20 protein-coding genes are annotated in these 20576 nt (G+C 32.3%); 8 read left to right on the forward strand and 12 right to left on the reverse strand.

From position 1 onward, the window contains the following. Positions 1-74 precede the first annotated feature (74 nt). Together HNP65_RS02935 and HNP65_RS02940 are read left to right on the forward strand one after the other, a co-directional pair. Complete coding sequence (locus HNP65_RS02935) at positions 75-566, forward strand: chromate transporter (RefSeq protein WP_184618865.1); 492 nt, start codon at positions 75-77, stop codon at positions 564-566. A gap of 220 nt (positions 567-786) precedes the next feature. Next, the gene (locus tag HNP65_RS02940) at positions 787-2127 is read left to right on the forward strand and encodes an FAD-dependent oxidoreductase (protein WP_184618866.1); all 1341 of its coding nucleotides are present in this window, start codon (positions 787-789) and stop codon (positions 2125-2127) included. Positions 2128-2177: 50 nt separating this feature from the next. Here HNP65_RS02940 and HNP65_RS02945 read toward each other — a convergent pair whose 3' ends face one another. The 12 genes from HNP65_RS02945 to HNP65_RS03000 form a co-directional block, all read right to left on the reverse strand. Next, positions 2178-4040, reverse strand: coding sequence for an NAD(P)/FAD-dependent oxidoreductase (locus tag HNP65_RS02945; protein ID WP_184618867.1), 1863 nt, complete (start codon positions 4038-4040; stop codon positions 2178-2180). A 26-nt stretch (positions 4041-4066) separates the two neighbouring features. Continuing rightward, positions 4067-4345 (reverse strand): 4Fe-4S binding protein, encoded by a 279-nt coding sequence (locus HNP65_RS02950; RefSeq protein WP_184618868.1) that lies wholly within the window; start codon positions 4343-4345, stop codon positions 4067-4069. A gap of 25 nt (positions 4346-4370) precedes the next feature. Further along, positions 4371-4700 carry a NifB/NifX family molybdenum-iron cluster-binding protein gene (locus HNP65_RS02955; RefSeq protein ID WP_184618869.1) on the reverse strand — a complete coding sequence of 110 codons (330 nt, stop codon included), beginning with the start codon at positions 4698-4700 and terminating at the stop codon, positions 4371-4373. 14 nt (positions 4701-4714) lie between these two features. Next, the gene (locus tag HNP65_RS02960; RefSeq protein ID WP_184618870.1) at positions 4715-5059 is read right to left on the reverse strand and encodes a NifB/NifX family molybdenum-iron cluster-binding protein; all 345 of its coding nucleotides are present in this window, start codon (positions 5057-5059) and stop codon (positions 4715-4717) included. 16 nt (positions 5060-5075) lie between these two features. After that, complete coding sequence (locus HNP65_RS02965) at positions 5076-5948, reverse strand: ATP-binding protein (RefSeq protein WP_184618871.1); 873 nt, start codon at positions 5946-5948, stop codon at positions 5076-5078. Continuing rightward, a complete protein-coding gene (locus tag HNP65_RS02970; RefSeq protein ID WP_184618872.1) occupies positions 5945-6793 on the reverse strand; it encodes a P-loop NTPase in 849 nt (282 codons plus the stop codon). The genes HNP65_RS02965 and HNP65_RS02970 overlap by 4 nt, the downstream gene beginning before the upstream one ends. A gap of 63 nt (positions 6794-6856) precedes the next feature. After that, positions 6857-7102, reverse strand: a complete 246-nt coding sequence (locus tag HNP65_RS02975) for a DUF5320 domain-containing protein (RefSeq protein WP_184618873.1) — start codon at positions 7100-7102, stop codon at positions 6857-6859. Beyond that, positions 7102-7353 (reverse strand): DUF5320 family protein, encoded by a 252-nt coding sequence (locus HNP65_RS02980; RefSeq protein ID WP_184618874.1) that lies wholly within the window; start codon positions 7351-7353, stop codon positions 7102-7104. Before HNP65_RS02980 ends, HNP65_RS02975 begins: the two co-directional genes overlap by 1 nt. A gap of 169 nt (positions 7354-7522) precedes the next feature. Beyond that, positions 7523-8008, reverse strand: a complete 486-nt coding sequence (locus HNP65_RS02985) for a polyhydroxyalkanoate synthesis regulator DNA-binding domain-containing protein (protein ID WP_184618875.1) — start codon at positions 8006-8008, stop codon at positions 7523-7525. A gap of 40 nt (positions 8009-8048) precedes the next feature. Beyond that, positions 8049-9281: a hypothetical protein gene (locus HNP65_RS02990; RefSeq protein WP_184618876.1), complete on the reverse strand. Its 1233-nt coding sequence runs from the start codon at positions 9279-9281 to the stop codon at positions 8049-8051. A 13-nt stretch (positions 9282-9294) separates the two neighbouring features. Continuing rightward, positions 9295-10053 carry an outer membrane lipoprotein-sorting protein gene (locus HNP65_RS02995; protein ID WP_184618877.1) on the reverse strand — a complete coding sequence of 253 codons (759 nt, stop codon included), beginning with the start codon at positions 10051-10053 and terminating at the stop codon, positions 9295-9297. Continuing rightward, entirely contained in the window at positions 10050-12644 is a 2595-nt protein-coding gene (locus tag HNP65_RS03000) for an efflux RND transporter permease subunit (RefSeq protein WP_184618878.1), read from the reverse strand. Before HNP65_RS03000 ends, HNP65_RS02995 begins: the two co-directional genes overlap by 4 nt. Positions 12645-12899: 255 nt before the next feature. Here HNP65_RS03000 and HNP65_RS03005 point away from each other — a divergent pair, with 255 nt between their 5' ends. From HNP65_RS03005 to HNP65_RS03030, 6 genes are read left to right on the forward strand one after another with little or no spacing between them, the layout of a single operon-like run. Beyond that, a complete protein-coding gene (locus tag HNP65_RS03005) occupies positions 12900-14168 on the forward strand; it encodes an ABC transporter substrate-binding protein (protein WP_184618879.1) in 1269 nt (422 codons plus the stop codon). After that, positions 14168-16819 carry an endo-beta-N-acetylglucosaminidase gene (locus tag HNP65_RS03010; RefSeq protein ID WP_184618880.1) on the forward strand — a complete coding sequence of 884 codons (2652 nt, stop codon included), beginning with the start codon at positions 14168-14170 and terminating at the stop codon, positions 16817-16819. Before HNP65_RS03005 ends, HNP65_RS03010 begins: the two co-directional genes overlap by 1 nt. A gap of 56 nt (positions 16820-16875) precedes the next feature. After that, entirely contained in the window at positions 16876-17757 is an 882-nt protein-coding gene (locus tag HNP65_RS03015; RefSeq protein ID WP_184618881.1) for a carbohydrate ABC transporter permease, read from the forward strand. 12 nt (positions 17758-17769) lie between these two features. Further along, positions 17770-18588 (forward strand): carbohydrate ABC transporter permease, encoded by an 819-nt coding sequence (locus tag HNP65_RS03020; protein ID WP_004101577.1) that lies wholly within the window; start codon positions 17770-17772, stop codon positions 18586-18588. 14 nt (positions 18589-18602) lie between these two features. Then, positions 18603-19541 carry a glycoside hydrolase family 130 protein gene (locus HNP65_RS03025; RefSeq protein ID WP_184618882.1) on the forward strand — a complete coding sequence of 313 codons (939 nt, stop codon included), beginning with the start codon at positions 18603-18605 and terminating at the stop codon, positions 19539-19541. A gap of 14 nt (positions 19542-19555) precedes the next feature. Beyond that, positions 19556-20575, forward strand: coding sequence for a GntR family transcriptional regulator (locus HNP65_RS03030; protein ID WP_184618883.1), 1020 nt, complete (start codon positions 19556-19558; stop codon positions 20573-20575). Position 20576 lies beyond the last annotated feature (1 nt).

Here is a 20576-nt window from a genome sequence, read left to right on the forward strand (position 1 = left end):
ATTTTTTCTTTAAGAAATTCTCTCGTGTAGAGAGAATTTCTTTTTACTTAATTAACAAATGAGAGGTGTGTAAAGTGCTAAGAGTTTTCTTAGAATTTGTAAAAATAGGATTTATAGCATTTGGTGGTGGTTGGTCAATTATTGGTATAATTAAAGATGCTGTTCTCTCTAATAATTGGTTAACTCCCGAACAATTCAAAGAAATACTTTCAATATCTCAAATGACACCAGGACCTGTAATGCTCAATACGGCAACGTACGTTGGGCTAAAAATGTACGGAATAACAGGTGCCATTTTAAATTCTATTGCAGTGCTTGTTGCACCTATTACATTTACAACACTATTTTTTATAGTCCGTGATAGACTTCCAAAAGAATTTATAACAGCACTTAAATTTGGTGTTATTTTTTTGATCTCACTTACCTTCATATCGCTCCTTACAAACATAAGCAGTTTCTATCAAATTTTAATATCTATAGTTGCATTTCTTTTATTTACAAAAACCAAAATTGATCCAATATACGTGATTTTTATCTCTGGAATTATAGGTTTCTTCTTGTTCTAGTTTTCACAATAAAATGTTTTTTAAAACATAAAATTCCATTCTTCTCACAATGTTCCAAATACTTTTCAACTAATAGTTAGAAAACTATTAGTAAAAATTCAAAAGCATTCTTCGAAAAATTCTATATATTTAAACAACATATCTGTATTTGTGATATAATATATTATGTACATATATATTTTTCACATGTGAATTATATAACTTTATTGGAGGTGACCTTATGAAATACGATATTATTGTAATAGGAGGAAGCGCAGCAGGATTGGTAGCAGCTTTAACATCTAGGAAACTTTACAAAGATAAGAAAATTCTTGTTGTAAAGAAGCTTGAAAAAGAACTTGTCCCTTGTGGAATTCCTTATATATTCCATACTCTCGGAAAAGTAGAAAACGATTACATGGGGATAGAAGATAAATTCAAGGCAAATGGTATTGATTTATTAATTGATGAAGTGGTAGACGGAAACGTTAATGAAAAGAAAATAGTAACAAAAAATGGAAAAGAATTTGAATATGATAAATTAGTTATTGCGACAGGGTCAACACCATTTGTTATTCCAATCCCTGGAAATGATTTAGAAAACGTATTCTCCATACCAAAAAATTACAAATACTTGGGAGAAGTTCAAGAAAAAGTTAAGAGCGCTCAAAATATAGTTATTATAGGTGGAGGATTTATCGGTGTTGAGGTTGCTGATGAAATTAAAAAATCTGGTAAAAATGTAACCTTAATAGAAGCAAAAGATTACCTATTACCCGCCTCATTTGATGCAGATTTTGGTGAAATAGCAAAACAAGAAATTGAAAGTGACAATGTCAAAGTGCTATTAAGTACAAAAGTTACAAAAATTGAAGGAAATGGAAAAGTAGAAAAAGTCATTTTGGAAAATGGAGAAGAGCTACCAGCCGATGTAGTTATCATAGCAACCGGATATAAACCAAATACGGAGCTAGCAAAAAAACTCGGAATTAAAGTTACAGAATTAGGATACATAGAAACTGATGATTATATGAGAACATCAGTAAAAGATGTGTTTGCAGCAGGTGACTGTGTACAACACAAAGATTATTTCACTGGAAAACCTTCAAGATTAATGCTCGCATCCGCAGCCGTTTTTGATGCAAGAATTGCAGCATCAAATCTTTACAAATTAAGACTTCTAAGGACAAATAAAGGCTCACTAAATGCTTATTCAACCGTAATCGGTGGAAAAACATTTGCTTCTGCTGGCATAACGGAAGCTGTTGCAAAAGAGGAAGGTTTTGACGTTGTAGTTGGTAGAGCAGAAGTTGTCGATAGACATCCAGGTAAATTTGCAGACGCTTCAAAAATTACAATGAAATTAATCTTCTCAAAGGAATGTGGATTGCTATTAGGTGCACAAATTGTAGGTGGAAAGAGTGTAGGAGAAATAATAAACATCATAAGTCTTGCAATTCAAAAAGATGTTAATATAAAAGACTTACTTACCATGCAAATTGGTACACATCCACTACTAACCGCTGCTCCAACTGTTTATCCGCTTGCAGTTGCAGCCGAAGATGCCTTATCAAAAATGTAAAAAAATAAATAACCCAGTAGCTTTTAGCTACTGGGATTATTTTAATCTTATTATATCTTTTCTGAAAGCTCTAATGCCTCTTGAGCAGCATCAATTATCTGACCAACCTTCATAGCATCTCCAACTAAATAAACATTATCAAATTCACTAACCAATTTTTCATATATTTGACTTTCCGGCCTTGTACCTGCTGTTACAATAATTTCATCAAATACCCCCAAAGAAAATTCTTTACCATCTTTTTCAACAATTACCTCTTTGTCTTTTATTTCTTTAACTAATGTGTTTGTATACACATCAATTTTAGGTGCATAATTTTTTTGGAACAACTTACTTGCAACAATTTCCATACCTCTTCCAATTGAATCTAAGGCTTCAACTACAGTCACTTTTTTTCCTTGTATGACCAACGCTTCTGCAACTTCTAAACCTATTAATCCTCCGCCTATTATTAATACTTTTTCCCCTGTTACTTTTTTACCTTCAAAAAAGTCAAAACCAGTAATATAATTTTCAAGTCCCTTTATTGGTGGAACAAATGGTTTTGCACCAGTTGCTACAATAATCACATCAAACTTTTCTTTTTTAAATGTCTCTACAGAAACTTCCGTATTCAATTTTATATTCAATTCCTTCTCTGCCTTTCTAATTAAATCATCCAAAGTATCTTTCATAGAAAGCTTTCCTGGTGCTCTATACGCTAATACCCATTGTCCGCCTAAATAATTGTTTCTTTCAAAAATGGTCACATCATATCCTTTTTTCTTTAAATACAATCCTGTAAATAATCCTGCAGGACCTCCTCCAATAATTGCAACTTTCTTCTTTGATGTTGCTTTTCCATTAAATTCAACGTGAACCTCTGGGTTTGCAATACAACCTACTGGTTTTCCTGCTTTTACATTTCCAAGACATCCTTGAAGACAACTTCCACACCTAATATAGTCATTTGAATTAGAAATTATTTTCTTTGGAAATTCAGGATCTACAATCAATTGTCTTCCTAAAACAACACCGTCAACAACCTTTTCTTCAACCAAATATTTATATCTTTCATTCTTATACATTCTTCCTGCTGCAATAATAGGTAGTGACGTTAATTTTCTTATCTCTCTTAATTTCTCGTCCATAACATCCAATGGAAGCGACATGTGATTGTAATACCATGGAGCAGAATCACATGCATTTCCCCATCCAACATGGACAGCCGAAACACCAAATTCTTCTGCCAATGCTAGTATCTTTGATAAATCTTCGTTTGTAATACCACCCTCAACAAATTCGCTTCCCGAAATTCTAATAAATATTGGTATTTCAATGACCTTTGTTATTTCAATAAGTAAATCTCTTACAAATTTAAGTTTGTCTTTTCCATATTCATCCGTTCTTTTATTTAATCTTTCTGAATAAAATTGGTGAACGAGATAACCGTGACCAAATTGAATTTCAATTCCATCTGCTCCAGCTTTTTGTGCTCTCAATGCATTTTCTTTAAATGCATTGATTATTTCATCTATTTGTTGAACAGTTAATTCCTCTGGAATTTGCCCTGTAGATGGGCATTTTATTGATGAAGGTGCAAGAACTTCACCTGACGCCTTTGGATTAGCCGCTCTTCCTGCATGATTTAAGTGAACAATAAGTTTTGTTTCATATTTATGTAATGTATCTACTAATTTTTTTAATCCTTCAATATGTTCATCTGTATTTAACATAGTTTGCTTTGGATGCTCTTTCCCTGAAGAAAGTACAGCAATCGGCTCTAAAATTATTGTTCCTACTCCACCTTTAGCTCTTTTTTCATAATATCTAATTTGTTCATCAGTAATAAAACCTGTTTTTGGTGTAGCCAATGCAGTTTTAATAGGAGCCATAAAAATATGATTTTTTGCTTCAAAGTTTCCAAATTTCATTGGCAACCACTCTCCCTTATCTTTTTTCAAAATTCTCTATTTCTTCCAAAACCTCTTCCCATTCCTCTTCCCATGCCACGACCAAATCCACCACGTCCTCCTCCCATTCCACGCAAGGAAGGATTTTCATAGTTTGGCCTTATAGCATTTTTTGGACATTTTTCCATACACACCCCACATCTTGTACAAATATCATTGTTTATATAAGGATAACCATCATCTTTTACCGTTATAGCCCCTTCAACTGGACATACATTTACACATACCTTACATTTAATACAATCACTTTCCTTTACCCAGGGCATGTAATCACCTCCAAAGAAAAAACAACTATTTTTCTTCACCTAATAGTTCCTTTACTTCTTCCAATGCTTCATCTACAGTCCTGCTTTCAACTAAAATAGGTTTATATCCCAATTTTTTTAGTTGAATCATAGAACCTTTTCCCATTGAATTTCCAACCCAAACTTTACAATGTCCCAAAAATTCCAAAATTTCATTAACTTTAGCGTGCATATGCGTTTCAGCATAAGGATTTTTTATCTCATCAATTTTTTTAAAATTTTCTCCATCAAATTCATATACAACATATATATTTGAATGTCCAAAATGTTCATCATTTATCTTTTTCCCATCTATAGTACCGAATGCTACTTTCATACTAATCTCACTCCTTAATGGGTTGCATTTTCTACTTTCTCCAATTTTCCATTTTTATAATTTTCAATTATATTTGCCAATGTATCTTTTTTCGTCAAATATACTTCAATCCCTGCAGCTTTTAATACTTCAAAAGCGTTTTGCCCAACACTTTCCAGAATTAACACATTTACACCTTTTTCAGCAAGCATTTGAGAAACTTTTGGTCCCATTCCATGTGCCTCATTCGCCGTATTTTCTATTACCTCTACGATCTCACCTTTATCTAAGTCATAAATTACAAAAAACTCTGCCCTTGCAAATCTATCATTGCTCAATGAATCAAGTGTTTTACCTTGTGATGGTATAGCTATCTTCATCTTAACACCTCCTGTTTTATTTAAGTTTTTCCATTACTTTTTCAAATATTTCCTTTATAGCCTTCCCAGCTATGCTATTTTCATACAATACAATTGGTTTCATTTCAAGATTAGACTTTTCAACCAATTCATCAAATGGTATTTTCCCTAAAATTTCAATATTATCACTCAAACAGTAATTTTCTATTTGCTTACTTACATCAGGATTTAAATCGTATTTATTTATAACTACCCCAAACTCTCTTCTAAAATGCCTAACAGTCTCAACAATTCTCTTTAAATCATGCAACCCTGAAGAAGTTGGTTCAGTAACTATAATAACATAATTTGTAGCAGTTATAGATGATGTGGCTGGACAACCAATCCCAGGCGCACCATCTATTAAAACAATATCTTTACCTTTTTCTTCCGCCTTTTTCAAAGCAAGTTTTCTTACTTCTGCAACTAAACCACCTGAGGTCTCCTCTCCAGGATTTAAATTCGCATGGACAATTTCCTTTTGCTCATCTATAACAGAATAATAATACTCTCCAGAAAGTGCTGTTTCCAAACTAATAGCATTTTGAGGACATGCAATAACACAGGCATTACAACCTTCACATGCATATGGGTCTACCTCATATATGTTATTTTCAAAGTTAATCGCTTCAAATCTACAAACTTTCTTACAAATTCCACACTTGTCGCATTTATCTTGATCTATTATAGCCTTTTTCCCACCATAATAGTCATATTTTTCTTCTAATTTACCATTAAACATAAGATTAAGATTTGCTGCATCAACATCACAATCTGCCAGAACAACAGGACTCAATAGTGCACCAAAAGATGAACTTAATGTTGTTTTACCAGTTCCACCCTTTCCACTAACTATTGCTAACTGTTTCATTTGACCATCCCCTTTATTGTATCAAAGACATTAGCAAACTTTTCTTCCCATTCTGGCAAATATTCTGAAAAAATCTTTCCTTCAGAATATAATTTTGCAATCTTTCTATCAAATGGAATTTTCAACAATATTGGAATGTTCTCTTTCTTTGCATATTCATCAATCAAATTTGTATTTCCAGTATCCCTATTAATTACAATCCCAGCCGGAATCTCCATTTCTTTAACTAAATCAACAGCTAGTGAAAGATCGTGTAACCCAAATGTAGTAGGTTCAGTAACAAGAATTGCAAAATCTATATTCCTTAAACTTTCAACAACTGGACACGAAGTTCCTGGCTGAGAATCTATTAAAACTACATCAACATTTTCATCTATGTGTTTCTTTAATTGCCTTATTATTCTAACCCCAGACGGCTCACCTATATTCAAAAGCCCCATTCCAAATTTCAAATTATCATTTATCTTCCCCAATACAATTTTTCCAATACTCTTTGGAACTTCTGTAATAGCATTAACAGGACAAACCATAGAACATGCACCACAACCATGGCACAAATTTTTAAAAACTACAGTTGCATTTGGAAAGGAGGTAATAGCACCAAACTGACACGCCTTTGCACACTCACCACATCTTATACATGCATCATTATCAACTACTGGTAATAATATATCAACACTCTCTTCTTTTTCCACGTTTACATTAAAAAAAAGATGATCATTTGGTTCTTCAACATCGGTATCAAGCAATTGAACTTTATACTTTTTAGAAAGTGTATAGGCCAAATTAGTAGAAACAGTTGTTTTACCAGTTCCGCCTTTTCCACTTAATATTGTTATCTTCATATCCAACCTCCTATCTTAAGTTAAAAGAGGGTTGGATTTCCAACCCTCTTTCAACGTAATTTATCACCAAAACCTTCCAAAACCTCGACCTACGCCTCGACCAAATCCGCCTCGACCATACCCAGCAAATCTTCCATATCCTCTACCAAAACCTCTTCCATATCCTCTACCATATCCGTAAAACCAACCAGCTACTGGTCTAAACCAACCGTATCTTGGAGTATAAGGTGCATTTATGTTAGAGCATGGTCCCAATCTTCTTCCAACTGGTCCTGTTCCCATTGGTCCTGTGCCATCGAAACCTGGCATTATCTATCACCTCCTTGATAATTATCAATTTCTCTTAATCTTTCCTCTACAAAACGTAATTCTTCTTCAAGGTATCTTTTATAGTCCATTAACATGGCTCTTTCTTCTTCAATTGAGGGCTCATGATAACCATAACCGGCTCCATATCCAAAGCCTCTACCAAAACCACGTCCGTATCCTCTACCAAATCCTCTTCCGTATCCCATTCCTCTACCATATCCACGTCCGTATCCACCACCATAGAATGGCATATACCTCACCTCCTGTCCTGGTCTTACCACTTTCCATTTTTATTATATGATATTTTTGTATATATGTCAAGTACATATATATATACGTAAAAAATAAAATTTTTTCAATAACCAATCTTAAAATTATTTAAAACCTTTTAAAAACAGATAAAGTAGAAATCTCAACTCTTTATTCACCTTGACCTTCACACCTTTTCTTTAAAAGCTCATATTCCTTCTTTAATTTATCATACTCTTCTTTTGGGACAAAACCTGTCGATTTAATCAATTCAATTATATCCTTTTTCATGTTGTCTTCAAATTCGTTAAAATGTCTGATCACTGCATTTCCAAGTTCTTTTGCAATATCTGCAGGTAGTACTCCTTGATTTACAAGATCAAGAAGTATTTCAATAAAATCATCGGTGTTTCCTTTAAATATCTTAATAAATCCTTGTATTAACTTTTCTACCATTTCTTTTTTTAAACTACCAAAAACTTTGCCTTTTATTCTTGCCTTCAAAAAAATTTCCTGGGTAATATCATTACCCAGGTTATCAACAACCTTTACCGCCTCACCATTTTTAACAAAATTCGCAATATCGCTTAAAGTAATAAATTTTTTTATACTTGTATCATATAACTTTCTGTTTTTATACTTTTTAATTATCCTCACTGTATTCCCCCAAAAATCTGGGGGAGATCCCCCAGAAAGATTAATAACTAACTTTTACACCGACCATTACTATGTTTGTATCGCTGCCATCTACTTTGCTATACAATCCTCTTGCAAAAAGTGCTGTATAATCATCAAAACTGTATGATCCTTCGTACATAACATCAATTTTTTCAGATTTCATGTTATATTTTACCATACCTTTTACACTAAATTCATCCTTTTTATAATCTCCATATGCTGATATAGCGCTATCAAAATAATTAAAATCATATAACCTTATGTATCCATCAAATCCTACAAGTCCTTGACTTCCAATTTGATATTCTACGCCAAAAACATTTTCTAAAATACTTGGCACTTTTTCCTCTATTTCCACTTCTCCTAATCCTTCAACTGGCAAATTAAACGTACTTTTGTTTTCAGATTCAAAACCAGTGTAGTTATGGACTATAAAACTGGTTGATGGTATTTGATAAACAAATGATAACGATGCAGTGTAAATAAATGGCCATTTAAGATGAACTCCATCCTCCAAAATTTTATCTACAATTAAATAATTTGCCTTTTTATAAGTAAGCAAAATACCATAATCAACACCGAGTACATTTCCACTCCAATTTATGGCATAGGCAAAGTGATCTACAAATTTTTGATCTTCAAAAACAGTCGGTAATCCTCCACTTTGCATTGAAGCTAAAATTGCCATCTTTGTTTCATCAGGCAAATTTGTTTTTACAGTATAAACATACGAAGCTGGTGTAGAAGATGGTAAACTTTCAAATGTCGAAAAGGTGTAGATCCCTAAAGTTCCGTAATTTGTTGTGTAAGCATACTTGGCCCCTGTAATAGAAAATTTTTCGCCTGCTAGGTAACTTCCTATTTTATCGTATACTTTAAAAACTTCAGAATCCACTAGTTTTTCAACAAATTTTCCAACCTTTAAATCTCCAAAATCTGTATATGTCTCAACATATGCTTCATTTACATTTACAACTGCTAAAGGAACAAAAAATGACGCGGTAAAAAACTGCCCATCAAAGTATACATATGAATTATCAAATGTTTGATCAAATCTCAAAGAGGATTTTGTATAAAATGCTCCATCAAACCTTGTATCGGTACTAAAATTTACAGGAATAAATGTTAAACTGTTAGTTTCAAGTGAAAAATCGTTTCCGTCATAGTATAAATATCCACCTTCAAACAAAAGGGAATATGAAAATCCAAAACTTGCTAATATCACTAATAAAGCTAATATAACCTTTTTCATAACAAGTCACCCCCTAAAATTTTAATATTGGTTTTGAAATAGTCATAGGTGAAAAGAAGCTTTCTGGTATACCTATGTCAAACTCTACATCATTTAAAATAATTTCAGTTTTAGTATTTTCCTTAATATTGTTTGCCAATATCTTTGTTGGAACATTATATCCTTGAATATTTTCAATCTTTTCAAAAGTTATAGTTTTATATTTTTCGCCTTGCCAGTTAAAAAATTCAATATAGACAGGTGTTTTAAGCTCTTTGTCTATCTTCATATTCAACTCTTTAAAATCCAATTCTGCATCATTATGCGTGATATGAAGGTAATAATATTTTTCATCCTCTTTTACAAGTTCTGCTTTATAATTTTTATCACTTACTTTGTAAACAAGTTCTATATCTTTGTATGTAAAATCTGATCCAGCAAATCTATCATTTTTTGCAGCTCCGCTTATTCTTTTTGTAGTCCTAAATGCAGGCATGTAAAGATAAATACTGTCTGCACCTTTTACAAGTAATGTAAGTCTTTTATCAGAAACTGGTTTTTCAAAACGTATAATGGCGTACACATCATCTTCACTCTTTTTGTAAAGGTATATAACAAACTGCTTTTCCTTTACCTCACCTTTTTCATCCGTCATTTTCAATGTAAATACTGCTTTTTCATCTTTTACATTTTGATAGTTATCCTTAACCATATCCAATACTTGCTGTCCTGTCAGTGAAAAAGCAAAAATTGAAAAAACTAGTATCGATACAACTGCCCAAACTTTCCTCATGACTTTCTACCTCCTTTATTCATTAATAAGAACGCTGATGATAAAAATAATATTGTAATAATTGCACTCAAAAGTAAAGTTATACCAGTTAATACTCCAAATTGTCTTAGCATTCTAATGCTTGAGAAAAAGAACGTAAAGAAACCAAAAGAAACTGCAAGAGCATTAAATAGTATCCCTCTCCCACTTGTATATATTGTCCTTACAATAGCAGTTTTAGAATCTTTTATCCTCTTACTTTCAATCCTGAATCTTGAAATAAAGTGAATTGCATAATCAACTCCTGCACCAATCGCAATTGCAGCAATGGATATAGTTGCGGTATTTAACGGTATATTAAATATTCCCATAAGAGCAAAATTAAAGAACACCGTAAAGATAGAAGGTATAATACCAATTACCCCAACTTTGAAAGATCTCATTTGAATCAAAAGAAGTAAAAATACAACTAAAAGTGTAAGTAACATCGATTGATATTGATTTTTGAATAATAAATCACTAACATAAAGTGCTATCTCCTGTGCCCCAGTATGGACAGCAATATAGGTAGATTGATCCGATGGATTATACACACTGTCTTCTGCAACAATCTTTAAATATTGTTCCGTGTTTTTGTCATAAGGAATACTTAGTTGATCTGCAAAATACATTGCTTTCCATTTTTTAACACTTAAATAAAGCTCATTGTATAATGCGTAACCAAAGTCAGGATTATCTTCCATAATTTTTTCAAATTCTTCTTCAGAAAAATCTTTTAAGTTAATTACTCTTCTTAGAACTTCTTCTTTGTTATCAACTGAAAAACCATACATTTCTTCTATATGATTAATTGAATTTAATATATCTTCTCTATGCAGCTTTGAAAGGGTAGAAAAACTTACATTTTTAACAGCTTCGTACAACTTCTTTAGATTGTTTTCTTCGACATTTAAAATGTTAGAATAGTATTTAAAATCAACATCATTTGATACTTTAAATCCCTTTGGAGTGCTATTTAAAACTTTATCTATTTCTTTTAAAAGCCTTCTAGTTTCACTTTCACTCTCAGTCTTCACTGTTACTTGAATAATTCCCCTATTCAAATCTTTATTTACAACTGAATAAATAGTGTCATTACCAAGCAAGAAAAACCAAAGATTTGAAAGTTCATCTTTAGAAAATGGAATTGAATAAAAACCAGTAAATGCTTCACTCAAATCCAAAATTGTATCCACGATTGAAAAAGTATTAACTACTCCAGGAATTTTATTTAATTTTCTTTCAATTTCATTCATCGCAATTAAAGTTGAAGGATCCTTAAAATCTCCTTTTATATCAACAAACAAATAATCACTACCACCAAAGTTTTCATCCAAAAATTCCTTATCAACTATTATTCTCTCGTTTGGATTTAAGGAATTTACAATATCCATATCAGTTTTGATCCTAAGTAAGAAAGGAATACTTACAATTGCAAGGATAATTAGGATAGATATTGTAAGCTTTGGTTTTAAAATCAATTTGGAATGATTTTTATTTTCAACGTGGAAAACAGGTTTTGGATTTATGTAATACAATAATGCGGGAACAAAAAAGAGTGCTATAAAGTTACATAACATTACTCCTATACTTGAAAATATCCCCATTATCCAAACAGGTTTTATATCAGCCGTCAAAAGTGAAAGAAATCCAACAGCAGTTGTAAGTCCACTTAAAATAACCGCAAGACCAACATCTGAAATCGTCGAAACTACTCTTTGAGCTCTTTCTCCTTTTTCTTCATAATATTTATTTACAACATGTATAGAATAGGCTGTACCTATAGAAATTAGTGCAACTGGAATAATTGAATTTGCAACCGTTATGTTAAAACCAAACAATGCAATTAAACCCATTGTCCAAATCACACTTACAATTACACCTAAAATGGGTAAAATTGCTCCTGAAATTTTTCTAAAAGTTACTGAAAGAATAAGTATTACTATAAATATTGAAATTGGAACAAGCCTTAAAATATTTTTTAATGTAATTTCTTTTACCGCTTCGTTAACAGCAGCAACCCCAAAAAAATGTACATCTTTTGGATATTTATTTTCAACAACTTCTTTTAATCTTGAAAAAGCCTCAGACTCTTTTCCGCTCTCAAGAGAAACAAGCATTAAACCAGCTTTTGCATCATCTGAAATAAATTTATCCTTTAAAGTTTTATACTTTAAAAGATAGATGGGTTCAATATCTCTTGTTTTTAATATTTCAGAAACCGTTGAAACTTCTATTCCATAGTCTGTTTCAACAACTAAAGGAATATTCGTAAGAGAAGTTACATGCTCTACACCTTCAAGTTTTGAAATTTCCTGGGTTAGACTATCAATAACCTTTAAATCATTAGACGAATCAATAGAAAATCCAACCATCAACATCGAATTAATACCAAACTCTCTTGCTAGTGAATCGTACTTTTGAACCAAAGGATCATCCTTTGGCGGGTATTTCGTAATGTCATCTTGAATCTGTAAATCCTTAATTTCATAGCTAAAAAATACTGTTAATAGCATAGTAATCAAAACAATCCAAAGAGCGTTTTTTTGTACAAATCTTCCAAGTTTTTCCAAAATAACACCTCCTTATTATGCATCGCATAATATACTTTAAAACATATTATATTACAAATAAAGTATCAAAATTGTTAATTTTTATGCAACGCATAATAAATAAAAAAAGATTTTCTAACAAAAAGAAAAGATCTATTTGTTTATACCTGTATATACAGGTATAAACAAATCTAATTGAAGCTCAATGACTTTGACTTTATGTTAAACAAACTTGTAAAATCAAGTTAACAATCACAATAAAGGGGAGGTGTTTTCATGAAAAAATTTTTAAGTATCATTATTCCATTTTTAACCGTAAGTATCTTATTTTCACAGGTAGAAGTAGTTTTTTGGCATGGTCTTTCAAGAGATCCCGATAAAAGTAGTATTGACAAAATCATAGCAGAATTTGAAAAAGAAAACCCGGACATTAAAGTCAAAGTTGTACTTGTTCCTGCTGCGGAAACCGATTCAACCAAGCTTTTAACGGCTGTAGCAGCTGGTACAGGACCAGATCTAGTTTATCTAGATAGATTTACTGTCTCGCAAAGAGCCGCTAACAATGTTCTTGAACCTATGGAAGATTACTTAAAAATGGCAGGAATAAATATCGAAAAAATGAAAAAGCAATTCTACGATTTTGCCATTGAAGAATGTATTTTCAACGGAAAAATGTGGGCCCTACCATTTGATACCGACGTTAGAATTCTTCTTTACAACAAAAAGCTATTAGAAAAAGCCGGTTATTCAAGACCACCAAAAACTGTATATGAAATGATAGACGTAGCTGAAAAACTTACCGTTGAGGGAAAACGTGGAAGGTATGAAACTGTAGGTTTTATACCATGGTATGCACAGGGTTGGCCATATACTTGGATATACGCCTTTGAAGGAAAGGTATTTGATAAAAAAACTGGAAAATTTGTATTCGCAACTGATCCAGGCGTTATTGAGGCATACAAATGGCAAAAAGAATGGGCAGATAGATTCGGTTATGAAGCACTGAATGCTTTTGGTTCCTTGCAAATAGGAGATTTAAACCCATTTACGGCAGGAAAACTTGCGATGATTGTCGATGGAAACTGGACCATCTCTGGATTAAGAATGTTTGCTCCAAAAGATTTTAAATATGAAATCACTGGTATTCCAACAAAAAGTGGCCAACCAGTTACCTGGGCCGGTGGTTGGAGTCTTGCAATTCCAAAAGGTGCTAAAAATAAAGAAGCTGCTGCAAAGCTTGCATACTTTATTGCTACAAAAGGTCAAGTAATTTATTCAGTTGATACGTTACACCTTCCAACATATAAACCTGCAGTTGATGATTTTCTAAAGAAAGATCCTTCACAAAAAGTTTTTGTAGATTTACTGGATCACGCAAAAACAAGACCACCACTTCCAGTCGGCGCACTTTTATGGGACAAATTAGTTGAAGCAAGAGATTTTGTTTTAACAGGACAAAAATCAGTTGAGCAAGCTCTATTAGACGCTCAAAAAGAAGTACAAGAAGAATACGACAGAATAATGCAAAGAGTGGGTGGTAAATAATGAAAAAAATAATCATAATATTATTCTCAATTCTTTCTATAGCTATTTTTGCACAAATTCCTGAAAGTTCATACTGGTATCCAAATGATATTTTAGATTGGTCTCCTCAAACAGATTCACAAGCAATTTACAACGTTTCGCATGTTCCACTTGCAAGAAGAGTTATAGGAACACCTATTACCGATAGTGCAAGCAAAGACATAAAAATAATGGCTTTATCAATAATGAACCCATCAACCAGTGGAATGCCTTCTCAAGGGAGCAATAATTCTTTTAAAGCATACCCTTTCACTTTCTGGCAATATGTAGATTATTTAGTTGCTTGGGCAGGTTCAGCCGGTGAAGGAATTATTGTACCACCAAGTGCAGATATAATAGATGCCGCCCATAAAAATGGTGTATACGTACTTGGAACAATATTTTTCCCTCCTAATGTATATGGAGGAAGAAGAAATTGGGTAGATCAATTACTAAGAAAGGAAAATGGAAAATTTGTCATAGCAGACAAATTAATTGAAATAACGAAATACTATGGTTTTGATGGCTGGTTTATAAACCAAGAAACAAACGGCTGCAAAGATTCACATGTAAAAGATATGATAGACTTTCTAAATTACATAAAAGAAAAGGCTCCATGGATGAAATTAATCTGGTACGATTCAATGTCAAATACTGGTGCTATAGAGTGGCAAGGTGAATTAAACGAGAAAAACGTCGTCTTTCTAAAAAACAGTGAAAAGTATATTTCCGATGCAATATTTATAGACTTTAGATGGCAATCACTTAAAAGACCAGAGACTATTGAAAACACATTAAATACTATGAAAAAATACAACATATCTAAGGACAGAGTCTTTGTAGGATTTGATCTTCAAGCAAATGGATACTATACGTACTCAAACTGGCCAAAAATTATAGATAATAATGGAAAATTAAAGGTATCCTTAGGTTTTTATTGTCCAAGTTGGACTTATTATTCCTCAAAAGAAATTAAAGAATTCTGGGATAAAGAAGAAACCTTTTGGATAGCAGATCATCCTGTGCTAAACTACAACTCAAAATCTGAATTTTTCAAAATCGAATGGAACAAAGATTATGAACAATACAAGTGGCAATCTCCTGCAAAATACGTTGTAGAAAAATCCCCTGTTACATCTCTTCCGTTTATAACATTCTTTAATGTAGGACATGGATACAAATTCTTTATAGATGGAAATGTTGCAAAAGATTCCGAATGGAATAATCGAAGTATGATGGATGTATTCCCAACATATAGATGGAAAATAGATGGAAATGATGTGAATATATCTGTTGATTATTCAGATGCATACTACGGTGGCTCATCACTAAAATTTGAAGGAAACCTCAAAAAAGGGCAAGAAACAAATGTAACTTTATACCTTACAGATTTAAAAATCAACGATAAAACAACTTTAGAAAGTGTAATAAAAGGTATTGGAAATATAAAGGTATCCTTAGTTTTAAGTTACAGCGATAACACTTCAAAAGAATTCCCTCTAAAATTCTTCAATGACTGGGTTAAAACAATCTATAACTTGGAAAATAACAATACTATTTCATCAATTTCTCTTAAAATAGCAGCAACTGAAGATACAAGTTATAACTTTAATCTAGGTATGATAGGACTTATACCTATCAAAAATTATGATTCTTACATAGGAGATGTAAAAATTGACAATATAGAGTTTAAAGAAGGACTCTATGCACAAATAAATCTGCACTGTGAAAATTCAAAAGCCAAATACTATGAAATATACAGAATACTTAAAAACGGTGAAAGAAAACTTGTATGGGTATCCTACAATCCTTACACCTACATCACACAAATCAAAAGAGACGGTAAAGAGAAATTTACCACACTGGAAGTTGTTGGAGTTTCAGAAGGGTTTACAAAAAGTACCCCTAAAAAAGTTACATTTCAATGGCCTCCATATCCAAAGCCAAAGGCTAACTTTGAAGTTAGCAATACTATTATACTCCCAGAAAGTACTGTAACATTCAAAAATCTTTCTTCTGAAGTTACAGAAAAGGTCCTCTGGATTCTTCCCGGAGCAACTCCAAACGTATCTAGAGAATGGAATCCTACAGTAACTTATAAAGAAGAAGGAATATATCCAGCTATATTAGTGGCAATGAACAGCGAGGGTGAAGATGTAAAAATATTCAATCCACTAATTGTGGTTACAGAAAAAGCAAAAGAAATTAAGAATCTTGCATTAAATAAAAAGACTTACGCAAGCTCTAATGTCCCGTCCGAAAAACCTTCTATGGCTGTTGATGGAACTGTTGAAAACAATAGTAAGTGGTGTGCAGTTGGAGATCTCCCACATTGGATAGTAATTGACTTTGAAAAAGAAGTAATAATTAGCAGTGTCACCATAAAACATGCTGAAGCAGGACATGAATCCGCTGACTGGAATACTAAAGATTTTAGGCTCCAAGTAAGTAACGATGGAATAAACTGGAAAGATGTTGCAATAATAAGAAATAATACAAAAGGAGTAACCACACATTCATTTGCACCAGTAAAAGCAAGATTCTTTAGATTATTCATTGAAACTCCTACACAAGTCGGAGATAAAGCTGCAAGAATTTATGAAATTGAAGTATATGGACTTGAATCATTCTAATCTATTTATCGCCCCATGTGCTCTAGCACGTGGGGCATTCACAGGAGGGATTTAGATTGAAAAAGAAAGAGCTAAGAGAAATTGGCAAAGGTCTTATATTCATTTCCCCTTGGTTAATTGGTTTTATAGTTTTTACATTAATTCCATTTATAGCTTCTTTTTACTATTCTTTTACCGAATTTAGTATTACAACGGATGTAAAATGGGTTGGAACAGAAAATTACAAAAGAATATTTAACGACCCATTATTTTGGAAAAGTCTTAAAAACACACTTGTTTTTGCAATAGGACTTGTTCCACTTGGCCTTGTTGTTGCACTTTCAACAGCATTTCTTATGAATAAACCTTTGAAAGAAGTTTCCTTTTATAGAGCAGCAATTTATATGCCATCAATTGTCCCTGCATTTGCATTTTCTGCAGTTGTAACATGGTTTTTCCATCCATATCTTGGACTTGTAAACAGCATTTTAGAACTTTTTGGAATTAACGGACCGTTGTGGTTAAGTAGCGAAAAATGGGTAAAACCTACAATAATAATTGCAGCACAATGGGGTGTAGGTAGTGCAATGCTTATATTCTCAGCAGCATTAAAAGATATACCAAAAGAGCTTTACGAATCTGCAAAAATAGATGGTGCAAAGAGTTTTACTATGTTCAGAAAAATAACTTTGCCATTAATAACGCCAACTATTCTTTATTATCTTATTACTTCAACTATAGGGGCTCTTCAAATATTTGATCTTCCAATGTTGTTGACAAATGGAGGACCTGCTAACGCTAGTATGTCACTTTCCATGTATATTTATAAACATGCATTTACATATACGAATATGGGGTATGCTTCTGCACTTTCCTGGATACTATTTTTCTTAACATTTGTTTTGACAATAATATACTTTGTCACTTCAAAAAAATGGGTTTATTATTTTGGAAATTAAGGGGTGAATGTAATGAAAAATACATATATAGTAAGAAGAATAATCCTTATCTTAATAACATTCATTTATTTGCTCCCATTTTTCTGGATGGTGGGAACGTCTTTAAAACCAGATAGTGAATTATTAACTTTTCCACCAAAAATATTTCCTGAAAATCCAGATTGGTCAAATTATGCAAAAGCTTTAGAAAAATTCCCTTTTTTTACATACCTTAAAAATAGTATAATAATAACCATAGGAAACTTAATTGGAGTTATTTTATCTGCTCCATTTGTTGCATATGGTTTTTCAAAAATAAAGTGGCGTGGAAGAGAATTTTTATTTGCTACGATGATGGCAAGTATAATGCTTCCTGGAGCTGTTACAATGATCCCTGTGTTTTTAATATACAAAAAACTTGGCTGGTTAAACACATTCCTCCCACTTATAGTTCCAGCATTTTTGGGTGGAGGTGCTATGAATGTTTTTTTAATCAGACAATTTTTCAACACTATTCCAAATGAAATTCTTGAAGCTGCTAGAATCGATGGAGCAAGTGATTTTAAAATATTCTTCAAAATTATGCTACCTCTTTCAAAACCAGTTCTTGCACTTATATCACTTTTTACATTCACAGGAAGCTGGAATAATTATATGGGACCATTAATTTATATAACCAGTGAAAGTAAATATCCACTTGCACTTGGAATGCCAATGTTTATGAGCCGATATGGAACTTATTGGAATCAGGCAATGGCAGCTGCAACACTTACACTTATTCCTACTATTATTTTCTTCTTTGTAGCCCAAAAATACTTAATCGAAGGAATTAAGCTTTCCGGATTAAAGTAAGGAGGAGATCAAAGATGATTCCTTGGGAAGATAGACCAAAAGATTGTAATAATGTTATTTGGAGATATTCAAAAAATCCAATAATTAAAAGAAATCAAGCTAGAAATTCAAACAGCATATTCAACAGTGCAGTTGTAAATTTCAAAGAAGGTTTTGCAGGAGTTTTTAGAGTTGATGATACAGAAAGGAACATGAATTTAAGACGTGGTTTTAGTAAAGATGGAATAAATTGGAAAATTGATGATAGTCCTATAAATTTTATTCGAGAAAATGAAGAAATAGAAAGTGAATACAAATATGATCCAAGGGTAATATATATAGAAGATAGATACTGGATTACTTGGTGTAATGGTTATCATGGACCAACTATAGGTGTTGGATTTACTTTTGATTTTGAAAAATTTTACCAGATAGAAAATGCATTTTTACCATACAATAGAAATGGTGTGCTTTTTCCAAGAAAAATAAATGGAAAATACGCAATGCTTAGTAGACCGTCAGATAAGGGTCATACATCTTTTGGTGACATTTTTTACAGTGAAAGCCCTGATATGATTCACTGGGGAAATCATAGATTTGTAATGAGCCCTGGATACAGCCCATGGCAATCACTTAAAATTGGAGCAGGACCTAGCCCCATAGAAACAAATGAAGGCTGGCTTTTATTTTACCATGGAGTACTTTTATCATGCAATGGTTATGTCTACAGTTTTGGAGCAGCTTTATTAGACCTTGACAAGCCATGGAAAGTAATAAAGAAATCAAAAAAATATCTTTTATCACCACAAATGATATATGAACAGATCGGTGATGTTCAAAATGTAGTTTTTCCAGTTTCTGCATTGGTTAAAGACAATAAAGTTGCAATATACTATGGAGCAGCTGATACAGTTACTGCACTCTGCTTTGGATATATAAATGAAATAATTGATTGGCTTAAATATGAAAATTAATAGGAGGAAGAAATATGATCCCACTTTATCTAAAAATTGCAAATTATCTTGAAACTAAAATCTTAAAAGGTGAATATTTACCAGGAGATAAGATCCCTTCAGAAAATATACTTTCAGAACAATTTAATACAACCAGAACAACTGTACGAAAAGCATTAGCAGAACTTGAAAAAAAAGGGATCATTACCAGAGTATTTGGCCTTGGCACATTTGTCACAGAAATAAATATAGTTTCAAAGAAAAAAATAGGGATTATAGTTCAAAACACAAAGATAGTATATGGAATAATAAAATTCTGCTCTAAAATTGGAAGCAAATGTTTTGTTGTTGAAAGAGTAGAGAATCTTGAAGCTGAAAAACAGGCAATAAAACAACTTTTATCTATGGGTGTTGATGGAATAATTATGGAACCAACTGCAACCAGCAGAGCGAATGACATTTTAAAATCACTACTACAAGATAATTTTCCAGTTGTATTTGTTGATAGATCTATCGATATAGGTTTTCCAGTTCCTACCGTAATTAACAACAACTACAGTGGAGGGAAAATGCTTGGTGAGCACATGAAAAAAGTTCATAAAATAAAAAGTGCAATTTATGTAACCAGTGAAGATATGACAATTTCAAGCGTATATGAAAGATACAATGGTATAAAAGACGGGCTCAAATTTTCTCCAGAAATCATCAAAGTTTCAAAAATAGATGGAGATTATTCCCAAATAATTAAATTTGCTAAAAAGGCAGATGCTATATTCTTCTGCAATGATATGATGGCTGTTAGAGGAATAACAACACTTTTACAAAATAATATCAAAATTCCAGACGATATTAAAGTTTTAGGATATGACAATGACTATGTTTCAAAAATTGTGAATCCCAAACTTACAACAGTAAATCAAGATTTATCCCTTATTGGAGAAACTGCTGCTTCTTTAATGGTAAGTCTCATAAAGAACGAGAAGGTAGCACTTGAAAATAAAATTGAATCAAAACTAATAATCCGAAATTCTTGTGGATGCAAAGAAAAGGAGTGAA

Source organism: Thermosipho japonicus (genome assembly GCF_014201655.1).
Taxonomy (GTDB): Bacteria; Thermotogota; Thermotogae; order Thermotogales; family Fervidobacteriaceae; genus Thermosipho; species Thermosipho japonicus.

Coding starts and splice junctions, on each gene's coding strand:
- HNP65_RS02940 (WP_184618866.1), top strand. CDS start 787: ATGAAATACGATATTATTGTAATAGGAGGAAGCGCAGCAGGATTGGTA.
- HNP65_RS02945 (WP_184618867.1), bottom strand. CDS start 4,040: ATGAAATTTGGAAACTTTGAAGCAAAAAATCATATTTTTATGGCTCCT.
- HNP65_RS02950 (WP_184618868.1), bottom strand. CDS start 4,345: ATGCCCTGGGTAAAGGAAAGTGATTGTATTAAATGTAAGGTATGTGTA.
- HNP65_RS02955 (WP_184618869.1), bottom strand. CDS start 4,700: ATGAAAGTAGCATTCGGTACTATAGATGGGAAAAAGATAAATGATGAA.
- HNP65_RS02960 (WP_184618870.1), bottom strand. CDS start 5,059: ATGAAGATAGCTATACCATCACAAGGTAAAACACTTGATTCATTGAGC.
- HNP65_RS02965 (WP_184618871.1), bottom strand. CDS start 5,948: ATGAAACAGTTAGCAATAGTTAGTGGAAAGGGTGGAACTGGTAAAACA.
- HNP65_RS02970 (WP_184618872.1), bottom strand. CDS start 6,793: ATGAAGATAACAATATTAAGTGGAAAAGGCGGAACTGGTAAAACAACT.
- HNP65_RS02975 (WP_184618873.1), bottom strand. CDS start 7,102: ATGCCAGGTTTCGATGGCACAGGACCAATGGGAACAGGACCAGTTGGA.
- HNP65_RS02980 (WP_184618874.1), bottom strand. CDS start 7,353: ATGCCATTCTATGGTGGTGGATACGGACGTGGATATGGTAGAGGAATG.
- HNP65_RS02990 (WP_184618876.1), bottom strand. CDS start 9,281: ATGAAAAAGGTTATATTAGCTTTATTAGTGATATTAGCAAGTTTTGGA.
- HNP65_RS02995 (WP_184618877.1), bottom strand. CDS start 10,053: ATGAGGAAAGTTTGGGCAGTTGTATCGATACTAGTTTTTTCAATTTTT.
- HNP65_RS03005 (WP_184618879.1), top strand. CDS start 12,900: ATGAAAAAATTTTTAAGTATCATTATTCCATTTTTAACCGTAAGTATC.
- HNP65_RS03010 (WP_184618880.1), top strand. CDS start 14,168: ATGAAAAAAATAATCATAATATTATTCTCAATTCTTTCTATAGCTATT.
- HNP65_RS03020 (WP_004101577.1), top strand. CDS start 17,770: ATGAAAAATACATATATAGTAAGAAGAATAATCCTTATCTTAATAACA.
- HNP65_RS03025 (WP_184618882.1), top strand. CDS start 18,603: ATGATTCCTTGGGAAGATAGACCAAAAGATTGTAATAATGTTATTTGG.
- HNP65_RS03030 (WP_184618883.1), top strand. CDS start 19,556: ATGATCCCACTTTATCTAAAAATTGCAAATTATCTTGAAACTAAAATC.